Genomic DNA, 12,007 nt, shown 5'->3' on the forward strand with positions numbered 1-12,007 from the left:
GGTGCCTGGTGTCCGGACGGTGATCAAGCCACGACCGGGGACCCACGCGCGCTTCAGCACCAATCGCTTCCACGAGACCTGGCACGTCCTCAGCGACGACCACGGCGCACGGCTGCTGGCGCGCCTGCTGTGGGGGCTGTCGTATCAGGCCCGACCGGGCACGGTGCTGGTGATCGGCCGGGAATTCCTGCTGCCCACACCCTTCGACGCGGACCCCGCCGACCCGATCGTCCTGGTGCCCGGCTGGTGCACCCCCTTCGATGACCGCATCGCCGCCCGCCTGAAAAAACATCTGCCCCTGGGCAATTCGGACGGCACGATCCGCTGGCAGACCTTCGGGCTCGACCCCGCCGCCGAGCCGGAGGCACTCGCGCGGCGCTATGCCCGGTACCGCCCTGTCCGCGGTGAGATCGCCCGCCGCCGTGGTCTGCTCGTCCTCAGCCCGGACACCCCCGAGGACTGCCGCACCTGGGCGCTGTCCGCCGCCCGCCTGGACTCGGTCCCGTTCGGCACCGACTACACCTATCTCGACGAGTGGGACCGCGGGCACGACGGCGAGATCCAGATCTTCCGCCGCTTCCGGAGCATGGTCGGCACCGCCGGACAGGCTCGCGCCCAGGTTCTTTCACGCGCGGCGTCCACCGGAACACCGGACGACCTGCGCGCGCAGATATGGGCCGAGGCCGCGCGTATCCGGCACCGCGCGACCCGGAAGATAACCGAGGAGACCGTTCAGGCATCCTGAACGATCGACATGGCGATGCCGTCGAGGATGTCGTGTTCGCTCACGACGAGTTCGGAAACCCCTGCGCGGCGCGACAATTCGTCGGCCAGAACCTCCGTGATCACCGCGCCCCCACCGATCACATCGACGCGGCCGGGATGCATGGGCCCCAGGGCGGCGCGTTCGTCGTGGTTCATGGCGATGAGGCGGTCGCAGACGGCGTGGACCTCGGGCAGGCTCAGACGGGTGAGATGCACGCGCTCGGAATCGTATTCGGGCAGGTCGAGGGCGACGGCGGTGATGGTGGTCATGGTGCCCGCGACACCGACCCAGGTGCGCACCTCGTCGACGGGGACCTTCGCGAAGGCTTCCTCCAGCTTCGCCTGCGCGAATTCCCGTGCGGCGGTGACCTGGTCGGCCGTGGGCGGGTTGCCGGGGAGACAGCGCTCGGTGACGCGGACGCAGCCGATGTCGGCGGAATAGGCCGCGCGCACGCCCTTCTCGTCGCCCACGACCAGTTCGGTGGAACCACCGCCGAGGTCGACGACCACGAAAGGTCCTGCGTCGGCGGCGAGTTCACCGACCGCGCCGGCGAAGGAGAGACGGGCCTCCTCGTCGCCGGTGATCACCTCGGCGACCGCGCCGGGGACGACCTGGCCGAGTTCGGCGCGGGTCATCTCGAAGAAATCGTCGCGATTGGCGGCGTCGCGGGTGGCGGAGGTGGCGACCATGCGCACGCGGGTGACGCCGGTGGCGGTCATGATGTCGACGTAGTCGGCCAGCGCGGCGCGGGTGCGGTCGATCGCCTCGGGAGCCAGGCGGCCGGTGGCGTCGACGCCCTGGCCGAGCCGCACGATGCGCATCTCCCGGTGCACGTCGGTCAGGGTGCCGTCGGCACCGACCTCGGCGACCAGCAGCCGGATCGAGTTGGTTCCGCAGTCCACTGCGGCGATGCGCTCACCCATGGTTCCTCCAGATCTCCGGCGCTCCGCTGCGCACCGGTCGCTGCTCGCGATTATGCCCGGTGCGCCCAGGCGCCGATCCCGACCTGGCTAGGCCGACTCGTCGGACGTGCGCGACGCGGGCCAGTCGGCCGGGATGGCGGTGCCGCGCAGACCGGCGTCGGCGGCCAGGGCGACGGCCTCGTCACCGAAGGGGTTCACGCCCGGCCCCTTGGCCAGCGAATGCGCGATGAGCACGTGCAGGCACTTGACCCGGTCGGGCATGCCACCGCCGGTGAAATCGGTGCCCAGCGACTCGATCTCGTTGCGTTCGGCCAGGTAGGACTCGTGCGCGGCGCGGTAGGCGGCGGCCAGCTCGGGGTCGGCGGCTAGGCGTTCGGTCATCTCGCGCATCACCCCGGCCGACTCCTGACGGCTCGCCTCGGCGGTCAGGCGCGGGTCGGTCAGGTAGTAGAGCGTGGGGAACGGGGTGCCGTCGGGCAGACGCGGGGCGGTCTTGACGACGGCGGGCAGGCCGTCGGGCGTGCGGTAGGCGACGGCGAGGACACCGCGCGGCTCGCGGCCCAGCTGCTGGGCGATGATCTCGAGGTCGCGCTCGTTCGGTGCGGTCACCGTGGTCCTTCCTGGACGGGTTCGGAGATACTGCGCCACAGGTCGGTGTACCAGGGGTCGGGCGCCGTGGTTCGGGTGCTCATCGGCGGCGGGGCCGGCGCTTCGATGCCGGGGACCTGCACGATGTAGGGGGTTTCGCCGGGCATCACCAGGCGCAACCGGTCGCGGGCCTCGGAACGGATGTAGGCCGGGTCCTGCTGCTGGGCCCGGCGGTCGCGCAGGGCGGCGAGGTCGGCGTCGAGCTCGGCGCGCTGCTGGGCCAGGGCGGCCGCTTCGGCCCGCTGACTGAAGTAGGTGCGCGTCGGCACGGCCAGGGTCAGCGCGAGTCCGCACAGCACGGCCGCCAGGATCACCGCTTTGCCGGTCGAGAGACCGAGGATGGTGTGTTCGCTGCGTTCGAGCTTGCCGCTGGGCTTGCGCTTGGCGCCCGCCGCGGATTCGGGGCGGCGCCGGGTGGTGCGTTTGGCCGCGGTGGGGCGGCCGGGAGCGTCGAGGTGACTGGGGCGGGAGCGCGACGTGCGCGACGTGCGGCGGTCGCCTCGTCCACCCGGACTGGTCCCACGCGCACGTCGCTCGGTCATTCGCTCCCTACCCCGTCATCCGATCAGAATTCGCCGGTGAAACGCGGGAAGGCCACGTCGCCGGCATAGCGGGCCGAGTCACCGAGGGCGTCCTCGATGCGCAGCAGCTGGTTGTACTTGGCGACGCGCTCCGAACGTGCGGGGGCGCCGGTCTTGATCTGGCCCGAGCCCACGGCGACCGCGAGGTCGGCGATGGTGGTGTCCTCGGTCTCGCCCGAACGGTGCGACATCATGGTCTTGTAGCCGTTGCGGTGCGCCAGCTCGACGGCGTCGAGGGTCTCGGTGAGGGTGCCGATCTGGTTGACCTTCACCAGCAGCGCGTTGGCCGCGCCCTTGGCGATGCCCTCTTCGAGGCGCTCGGGGTTGGTGACGAACAGGTCGTCGCCGACCAGCTGCACCTTGTCACCGATGGAATCGGTGAGCGCGACCCAGCCGTCCCAGTCGTCCTCCGACAGCGGGTCCTCGATGGAGACCAGCGGGTAGCGGGTGAGCAGATCCGCGTAGAACTCGCCCATCTCGGCGGCGGTGCGGACCTTGCCCTCGAACTTGTAACCCTCACCGGCGGTGTAGAACTCGGTGGCGGCCACGTCGAGCGCGAGCGCCACATCGGTGCCGAGCTTGTAGCCCGCGCGCTCGATGGCGACGCTGATCAGGTCGAGCGCCTCCACGGTGCCCGCGACATCGGGGGCGAAGCCACCCTCGTCACCGAGACCGGTGGACAGGCCCTTCTCCTTGAGGACGGCCTTGAGCGAGTGGTACACCTCGGTGCCCCAGCGCAGCGCCTCGCGGAAGGTGGGCGCGCCGATCGGGGCGACCATGAACTCCTGGACGTCCACGCCGGTGTCGGCGTGCGCGCCACCGTTGAGGATGTTCATCATGGGCACGGGCAGCACGTGGGCGTTCGGGCCGCCCAGGTAGCGGAACAACTCGAGACCCGAGGACTCGGCCGCGCCGCGCGCGACGGCCAGCGACACGCCGAGCAGGGCGTTCGCGCCGAGGCGGGACTTGTCGGGGGTGCCGTCCAGATCCAGCAGGACCTGGTCGACGGTGCGCTGCTCGACGGCGTCGAGGCCGATGATGGCGGGCGCGATCTCGTCGAGGACACCCTCGACGGCCTTGGTGACACCCTTGCCGTTGTAGCGGTCGCCACCGTCACGCAGCTCCACGGCCTCGTGCTCGCCGGTGGACGCGCCGGACGGAACGTCCGCCCTGGTCAGGGTGCCGTCGTCGAGGGCGATCTCGACCTCGACAGTGGGATTACCGCGCGAATCCAGGATCTCGCGCGCTCCGACCTGTTCGATGATGGCCACGAAAACGACTCCTTACGACTGAAGGCACGGTAGGTCTCACGGGATGGGCCGTGCGGTTGCGAGCCTATCGTCTCTGCGTGACGCGTAGTAACCGGCACTCCGGGGCCGTGGCGAACTACACGCGCCGCCCGATGCTGTACGTCGCGGCCCGGTCGCGCACCACCCGCATGTACTTGTTGGACTGGTTGTAGGCGAACAGGGCGCGCTGCCAGCCGTCGGCCGAGGTCAGGTTGCCGCCGCGAATGCACAGGTAGCGGGCGGCGGTGAGGGCGGCGTCGTCGATGTTCTGCGGATCGAGGACGCCGTCACCGTTGGCGTCGACCGCCCAGCGCTTCCAGGTCTCGGGGATGAACTGCAGCGGGCCGACCGCGCGGTCGTAGGTGGTGTCGCCGTCGAGCGTGCCCCCGTCGGTGTCGCGGATCTCGGCATTGCCCTTGGTGCCGTCGAGGGCCACCCCGATGATCGCCGGGCGGACCGTGCCGTCGGCGCCCACGCCCGCGCCGCGATGGGTGCCGTGCCCGCTCTCCACACTCGCGATCCCGGCGAGGGTGGTCCAGGCGATGCCGCATTCGGGCCGCGACTTCGCCAGCACCGCGGCCGCGTACCCGTAGGCCTCGAGCGCCACCGGCTCGATGCCGACGGCGCCGGACTGCTCGTCGGCCCAGCCGCGCAACTGGTCGGCGGCACGGCCCGGCGCGTCCACATCGATCACCGGCAGCGCGGCGCCGGGGCCGGGCGGCATGTCGCCGGGGATCGACGCGAGCGAACTACAGCCCGCGAGCAGCGCGAACACCGCGACAGCGGCGAGGGCGCCTACCTTCTGTTGACTCACTCAACCCATCATCCAGATGCGCGGGGCCGTCGGCATCTCTCACAGCTAGTTCTCAGAGTGGGCCGAGGCAGACGGTGGAGCCGTCGCCCACCGATTGCTTGCGGGTCATCCTGGCTTCGCCGGGCGAGCAAGGGATGTCGGATTCGTCGTAGACCGAGGTGATGGTGCCGTCGGCGCCGGGCGTGTCGCAGGCGATCAGTTCCGGCATGGTGGTGCCGCCGAAACCGGTCACGCAGTCACCGGGTTTGGCGTAGCCGAGGTTGCGCTGGTTGGCGGGACCGAAGCACAGGACCACGATCAGGTCGGTGCGTTCGGTGCGGGTGACGGTGGAGGAGGTGGCGTTGCGCAGTCCGCCGCAGGCGTATTGGCCGGGGTCGACGTACTGGGTGCGCGCCGAGAGCACGCGGAAGCGCGCGGAATCGTTGTCGCACGGGACTTTCGCCTGTGCTTCGTCGGTGTAGCAGTCGCCGACCTGTCCGGCGAAGGCACTAGTCGCGAAGGAGTTCGCCTTGGTGCAGACCACCAGGGCGCGGCCGCCGAGCGAAGTCTGCGCGTAGGCGCCGCGCGTTTCGGGGTGTGCCTTGCAGGCGTTGTCGGTGACCGGGATCTTGATGTGCAGTTCGATGGCGATCACGTCCAGGGCGGCACGCCGGTCGCCACACGGGAACCGTTCGATGTACTCGCCCGCCTTCTTCACGTCGACACAGTCCCCTGCCAGCAGTCCGCCCGGATCGATGGTGTTCTCGCGAGTGGGTTGCAGGCACAGCGCGATGGTCGCCGACGTGCCCGGTGCGCTGGGCTCGGCCACCGCGCGCGTCGCCTCGGCGTGCTTCAGGCAGGCCGATTCGACCGGCCACTGGATGGCCTCGCGGGCGACGATGCGATAGGTGGCCCCCAGTGCGCCGCAGTCGAGTTCGACCGGTTGATCGCTGGTGGTCACGCAGTCGCCGACGGCCATCACCGGCGGGTCGGGGCGGGTCAGGAAGAAAGCCGTCAGCCCGGCCGCGACGGCGACGACGAGAGCCACGAGCGGGGCGAGCCAGTAGACGAGCCGGGCGGTGGAGCGTTTCGCCGGTGGGGGTTCGAGGGGTGGCTGGTGCCAGTTCGTGTGGGGCGGCGGTTGATGTGAGCCCGCGAAGGGTTGTGGCGCGGGCGGTGTGGGGTGCGGGTGGTCCGCTGGGGGTGCTTGCTGCGGCCAGGCGGCGCCGGTGGGCTGTGCCGCCGGTAGGGGTGCCTGCTGGTGCCAGTCGGCCTCCGGCGTCCGCTGTTGCCGATCGGTGGTCGGCTGGGGACCCGGGGGTGGTGGGTCCGGGATCGGGTGGTGCCGGTGGGCATCGGTCGGGTGCGGTGGCTGTTGCGCCATCGGGAGGATGCTCCTGAAATCGCTTGGGGGACAACCCGATGACATCGACAGACCATCGCCCGGCGTTACGCGTTCAGCCGAGCAGAGCCGCGGTGGCCGGGTGCGCCGGGGACGCCAAGACCTCTGCCGTGGCACCGGATTCGACGACGTGGCCGTTGTCGAGGACGACGAGTTCGGTGCAGTGCCGGGCGACCAGGGACATGTCGTGGCTGATCAGCACGATGGCGGTGTGGTGTTCGGCGCGGAGCCGGTCGAGCAGGGTCATGATCGCCGTAGCGGTGGTGGCATCCAGGGCGGTGGTGATCTCGTCACAGATCAGGACCGACGGCCGGGCGGCGAGGGCTCTGGCCAGGGCGACTCGCTGGCGTTGCCCGCCGGAGAGTTCCCCGGGGCGACGGTGGGCCAGCTCGACCGGGAGTTCCACCGCATCGAGCAGCGAGTCGACGTGCGCGTCGATCTCCCGCCTCGGCACCCGAGCGATTCGGCGCAGCGGACGTGCCAGCGTCTGGCGCACGGTACGGCGAGGATTCAACGCGGCCAGTGGATTCTGGGCAACCAGGTGAATTCCGTTGGTACCCACCCTGATCCGCCGCCCACTGACACGAACCTCGACACCGCCGACCTCCAGCACCCCGGACGCCCCACCCTGCAACCCGGCGATCACCCGCCCGAGCGTCGTCTTCCCAGCCCCGGACACCCCCACCACCGCCACCGCCCCACCCGCCTCCACCCGCAGCCCCACCTGCCCCAGAATCCGTCGCCCACCGACAACCAGACCGATCCCCTCGGCCCGAAGCACCACCACCCCGCCCCCACCTTCCACCGACCCGGCATCTGTAGCCGTATGCGGAGGCGCGGCAGCTGTTGCCGTGTCCAGTGGCGCGGCAGCTGTAGCCGCGTGCGGCGGTGCGGCAGCCGTATCCGCTTGCGGTGGCGCAGCAGCCGTAGCCGTACACGGTGGTGCAGCAGCCGTGGCCGCGTGCGGCGGTACAGCAGCCGTGGCCGCGTGCGGCGGCGCGGCAGCCGTGGCCGTGTGCGGCGATGCGGCAGCTGTAGCTGTAGCTGTGTGCAGCTGGTCGTCCTCATCTGATCGGGGAGCGGATGCGGGCGGCGCGGTGCTCGATTCGGGTGTGGGTCGGCTTGATTGGGCTGCGGGAGGCGAAACGTGGTTCGGGGCGCTGACTTCCACGAGTGTGTCGGCGATGGCGTGGACGGTGGTGGTGTCGTGGCCGGAGAGCAGGATGGTGGTCGCGTCGTGGGTGGCGAGGTCGGTGACGAGGCGGGCGATGTCGGTGCGGAGGGCGCCGTGGAGGCCGGCGAAGGGTTCGTCGAGGATCAGGATTCCGGGGCGGCGCAGGACGGCGCGGGCCAGGGCGACGCGGCGTTGCTGGCCGCCGGAGAGCTCGCCGCAGCGGCGGCGGAGGAAGGCGGTGTCGAGGCCGACGCGGTGCAGGACGGCGTGGCGTTCGGCCTCCGTGGCGTGTGGTGCGGTGTCGGACAGGACGGACCGGACACGCCGCCGGGGATTCAGTTCGGAGCCGGGGTCCTGCCCGACGTACGCGATCTTCTCGCGCCGGAAGGCCCGCAGCGCGCGGTCATCCAGCCCGAACACTTCCTGCCCGTCCACCAGAACCGTGCCATTGCACCGGGTTTCCCTGGGCAGATGCCCCAGCAGCGCCCGCATCGCGGTCGATTTACCGGCCCCGGACACCCCGGTCAACGCGGTGACACTCCCCGCTTTCAGCCGAAACGACAAGGGCCCGAGCAACACCACCCCACCCTCGGACACGACAGTCAACCCCTCGACGACCACCGAGTCCCCCACCTGCCCGCACCCACTTGACCCACTTGCCCCGCCCAGCTCCTCAGACGCCGAACTACCTCCACATACCACGCCCAGGTCCCTGGACGCCGAACCATCTCCACCCACTACACCCGGTCCACCTCGCAGCGGACCACGCCCGCTCGACATCACCGGCCCACCACCCACCGCACCACGCCCGTCCACCACGCCGAACTTCGCGAGCACCCGATCCCACCACCGCCCAGCACGCGCCGTACGGATGGCCCTGCCGGACAAGGCCGTGCCCAGCTCCGGTCGACTCGGCGAACCGCCCGTGACTGCCAGGTTGACTCCCACGGCGACGATCGCGATGGCGGTGCTGGGGGCGAGGACCGACCACGGGTTGAGGAGGATTCCAGGGGCGTTGTCGCGGACCATGATCGCCCAGTTGTCGGCGCCGAGGGCGGGGAAGCCGAGGAAGGCGACGGTGCTGACGAGGTAGACGGCGACGACGAAGCGCAGGCCGAGCTGGGTGGTGAAGACCGCGCGCAGGTTGGGCAGGATCTCGCGGAAGACCAGGTGGGGCAGGGATTCCCCGGCAGCGACGGCGGCCTCGACGTACCCGGACTTCGCGATGGTGGCGGCCGCGGCGGCGAACAGGCGGGCGCAGTACGGGACGCCGAACAGCAGCGAGACGACGACCAGGGCGAAGGCGCCGCCGTCGGGCCAGGCGGTGAGGACGAGCAGGATGCCGAGCACGGCGGGGAGCAGGATCACCAGGTCGCCGGCGAGTTCGATCACCCGGCCCGCCCGGGGGCGCACCGCCGCGACGGCGCCGAGCACCGCCGAGAGCACTGTCACCAGGGCCGCGATCAGGGCCGAGAGCACGAGCAGACGCGTGCCGCCGGTGAGCAGATGGCTCAGCACATCCCGTCCGAGCCGATCGGCCCCGAGGACGGCTCCCCCGCCCGGCCCGGCGAACGGCATCCCGACCGCATCCTCGGCCCCGTACGGCGCCACCCACGGCCCCACCGCTGCCGCCACCACGACGACTCCGACCAGCATCATCCCCGCGCCGCTCGCCCACCGGGACGGTCGTCCACCACGCGCCGGCCGCTCAGCACCCTCCGACGGCGGTGGTCCGTGACCCGCCGCCGCAGCCTGCTCGATCCGAGGTGGGTGGTTCATCGCAGACCTCCGGTGGCCCGGGCCCGGACGAGATCGGCGACGGCCAGCAGGACCATGATGACCAGCGCCGTCAGCGCGACGACCGCGGCCACGGTGGTGGTGTCGCGATCGGCGACGGAACCGGCCAGCACCGCGCCGATGCCGGGATAGTTGAACAGGGTCTCCACCACCAGCGCACCGCCGAAGAGCATCCCGACGGAGGTGGCGTACCCGGCCACGACGGTGGGGGCGGCGAACGGCAGCAGGTGCCGCCACAGGATGGTTCGGGCCGGAAGACCTTCCAGCACAGCACTTTCCACGTGCGGCGCGGTCGCGACATCGAGCAGGGCCGAGCGCACGATGCGGGTGTTCCAGCCGATCTGCGGGATGGCCAGTGCCAGCACCGGCAGGATCAGCATCTCGGGACCGGCGGGGAACCCGGAGCGGCCGGTGATGGTCACCGCGGGCAGCCAGCCGGTGGCCAGTGAGAACACCAGGATCAGCAGAGTGCCGCAGACGAATTCGGGCACGGCCACGCCGATCGTGGTGGTGGGTTGCAGGATTCGCGCGCCCAGCGAACTCGGACGCAGCGCCCACCAACAGCCCAGGGCCAGCGACACAACCACCGTCAGCAGCAGCGCGATACCGCCGAGCAGCAGGGTCGGCGGGAACTTTGCGGCGAGCAGGTCGCCGATCTCGGTGCCGCGCGCGGTCCGCCCGAAATCGCCGGCGACGACCCCGCTGATCCAGTGCCAGAACTGCACCGGCAGCGGCCGGTCGAGTCCGAGTTCGTGCTCCTTCGCCGCGATCTCGGCCGGGCTCGCGTCCCGGCCGAGCGCCGAGCGGGCCGCGCTGCCGGGCAGCAGGTCCACCGCGACGAACACGATGGCCAGCAACGTCACCAGCAGCGCGATCCGGCGCAGCACCGGCAGGGCGAGGGCACGCACGGCGTTCATGCCAGCCAGGCGCGTTCCAGCTGGACGCGGGCGAAGCCGCCGAGGGTGGGCAGGTCACGCACCGCGGCGGCGGCGATGTCGACGCCGTCGGCCATGCCCCACACCAGGTATCCGCCGCGCTCGAACTCGATACGCTGGATCTCCCGCACGGCCGCCTCGTACTCGGCACCAGAGGCGGCCAGGGCCTTGGCCGTCGCGGCGTCGAATTCGGTATCCCGGTATGCCGTTTCGTTGCGGTTGGAGCCGGAGGTCATCAGTTTGTCGGCCAGGAACAGCACCGAATCGTTGGTGCCCCAGGACACCGTGTAGAGCGGGGCCTTCAGCCAGGTGGTGTCGTAGAAGGCGGCCGATTCCACCACTTGCACATCGAGTTTCACCCCGATCTCGGCGAGCTGGGTGGCGATCACCTTCGCCGATTCGACCTCGCCGGGCACCTCGGCCTTGGTGACTAGCGGATAGCCGCGACCGGTGTCGAAATTCGCCTCGCGCAGGAGAGTTTTCGCGCGCGCGATATCGCGGTCCCGGCGCAACGCGGTGTCGTAGGCGGGGTCGGCGGTGCCGAGGACGTCGGCGGCGACGGTGCCGAAACCCGAGTGCACCTGATCCACCAGCGCGGTCCGGTCGACGCCGAGCCGCAGCGCGGTGCGCACTCTGACATCGGCGAAGGGGCCGTCGGCGGTGCGCATGGCGACGCCGAGCATGGTGTCGTTCGCCCGGCGGATCACTCGCAGATCGCCGCGACCGGCGGCGGTGCGGCCGGCGATGGCGCCGACATTGGAGGCGAGGTCGATCTGGCCACCCAGTGCCGCGTTGCCCAGCGCGGTGACGCCGTCGAACATGGTCACCTCGATGGCGTCGAGCAGCGGCGCGGTGCCGTGCCACTGGTCGTTGCGCACCAGGCGCGCGGTACCGCCCTGGAAGGATTCGAGCCGGAACGGGCCGGTGCCGACCGCGGCGGTGAAGTCGGTGGTGTCTTTCGGCACGGTGAAGGTCATCAGCCGAAGCAATTGCGGCAGTTGGGTATTGGGCGTCGGCAGCGTGAACACGACGCGGTTCGGGCCGTCGGCGGTGATGTCGTTCTCGGCCACCGGCATCTTCGACGGGCCACCGACCGAGCGCAGCCGACGCATCGACCACACCACGTCCTCGGCGGTCACCGGGGCGCCGGTGTGGAAGCGCGCTCCCTCGGCGAGGGTGAAGCTCCAGCGACGGTGGTCCGGGTCGGATTCCCAGTGCGTGGCCAGGCGCGGCGCGACGGTGGGGTCGGCGCCGGGGACGGTCAGCGCGTCGTAGACGAGTGAGGCGATGAGGAAGTCACTGTCGTTGCTGAGGTTGCCGTGCGGGTCGCGCTCGACGCGGGCGCTACTGCCCAGCGCGCCGACCCGCAGGGTGCCACCACGTTTCGCCGGGCCGCCGGGCCCGTCGTCGCGGCTGCACGCGGCCACGAGAAGCAGTGCGGTGACGCCCAGTCCGGACTGCAGGAGTTGCCTGCGGGTGACACTCATCGAATCGCCTCCTCGAACTGCTTGCGCGCGACCACTTTTCACTTCGCGCAAACCAGGCGAGGCTAACCTGAATCGATCGCCGGACGGTGACCTTCGTCTCGACTGCAACCGAACCGAAGCGGGACACACCAACCCGGCGATTCACATCTCCCAGGTCCTGGGGTAGAAGTAGTGTTATATGGATTGGCTATTTCACTTTGCATGCATTAGGT

Annotated in this window: 10 protein-coding genes; 1 reads left to right on the forward strand and 9 read right to left on the reverse strand. The window is 70.7% G+C overall.

The window, feature by feature from the left end:
• Position 1 precedes the first annotated feature (1 nt).
• On the forward strand, positions 2 to 745 hold the full coding sequence (locus ACFC06_RS13120) for a hypothetical protein (RefSeq protein ID WP_375929963.1): 744 nt from the start codon (positions 2 to 4) through the stop codon (positions 743 to 745).
• Here the strand turns inward: ACFC06_RS13120 and ACFC06_RS13125 are convergent.
• The 9 genes from ACFC06_RS13125 to ACFC06_RS13165 form a co-directional block, all read right to left on the reverse strand.
• Positions 733 to 1,689, reverse strand: coding sequence for an exopolyphosphatase (locus tag ACFC06_RS13125; protein WP_375929964.1), 957 nt, complete (start codon positions 1,687 to 1,689; stop codon positions 733 to 735). The genes ACFC06_RS13120 and ACFC06_RS13125 overlap by 13 nt on opposite strands.
• 87 nt (positions 1,690 to 1,776) lie before the next feature.
• A complete protein-coding gene (locus ACFC06_RS13130) occupies positions 1,777 to 2,298 on the reverse strand; it encodes a DUF501 domain-containing protein (RefSeq protein WP_375929965.1) in 522 nt (173 codons plus the stop codon).
• Entirely contained in the window at positions 2,295 to 2,879 is a 585-nt protein-coding gene (locus ACFC06_RS13135; protein ID WP_375929966.1) for a septum formation initiator family protein, read from the reverse strand. Before ACFC06_RS13135 ends, ACFC06_RS13130 begins: the two co-directional genes overlap by 4 nt.
• Before the next feature lie 23 nt (positions 2,880 to 2,902).
• Positions 2,903 to 4,189, reverse strand: a complete 1,287-nt coding sequence (gene eno / locus ACFC06_RS13140) for a phosphopyruvate hydratase (RefSeq protein ID WP_278261284.1) — start codon at positions 4,187 to 4,189, stop codon at positions 2,903 to 2,905.
• A gap of 115 nt (positions 4,190 to 4,304) precedes the next feature.
• Positions 4,305 to 5,021 carry a lytic transglycosylase domain-containing protein gene (locus ACFC06_RS13145; RefSeq protein ID WP_375929967.1) on the reverse strand — a complete coding sequence of 239 codons (717 nt, stop codon included), beginning with the start codon at positions 5,019 to 5,021 and terminating at the stop codon, positions 4,305 to 4,307.
• 52 nt (positions 5,022 to 5,073) lie between these two features.
• The gene (locus tag ACFC06_RS13150; protein ID WP_375929968.1) at positions 5,074 to 6,384 is read right to left on the reverse strand and encodes a hypothetical protein; all 1,311 of its coding nucleotides are present in this window, start codon (positions 6,382 to 6,384) and stop codon (positions 5,074 to 5,076) included.
• Positions 6,385 to 6,457: 73 nt separating this feature from the next.
• Positions 6,458 to 9,235, reverse strand: coding sequence for an ATP-binding cassette domain-containing protein (locus ACFC06_RS13155; RefSeq protein WP_375929969.1), 2,778 nt, complete (start codon positions 9,233 to 9,235; stop codon positions 6,458 to 6,460).
• Between the two features lie 116 nt (positions 9,236 to 9,351).
• Positions 9,352 to 10,290 carry an ABC transporter permease gene (locus ACFC06_RS13160; protein ID WP_375929970.1) on the reverse strand — a complete coding sequence of 313 codons (939 nt, stop codon included), beginning with the start codon at positions 10,288 to 10,290 and terminating at the stop codon, positions 9,352 to 9,354.
• Complete coding sequence (locus ACFC06_RS13165) at positions 10,287 to 11,795, reverse strand: ABC transporter substrate-binding protein (RefSeq protein ID WP_375929971.1); 1,509 nt, start codon at positions 11,793 to 11,795, stop codon at positions 10,287 to 10,289. The genes ACFC06_RS13160 and ACFC06_RS13165 overlap by 4 nt, the downstream gene beginning before the upstream one ends.
• Positions 11,796 to 12,007: the final 212 nt, after the last annotated feature.

It is taken from the genome of Nocardia sp. NPDC056064 (assembly GCF_042266925.1).
Classification (GTDB): domain Bacteria; phylum Actinomycetota; class Actinomycetes; order Mycobacteriales; family Mycobacteriaceae; genus Nocardia.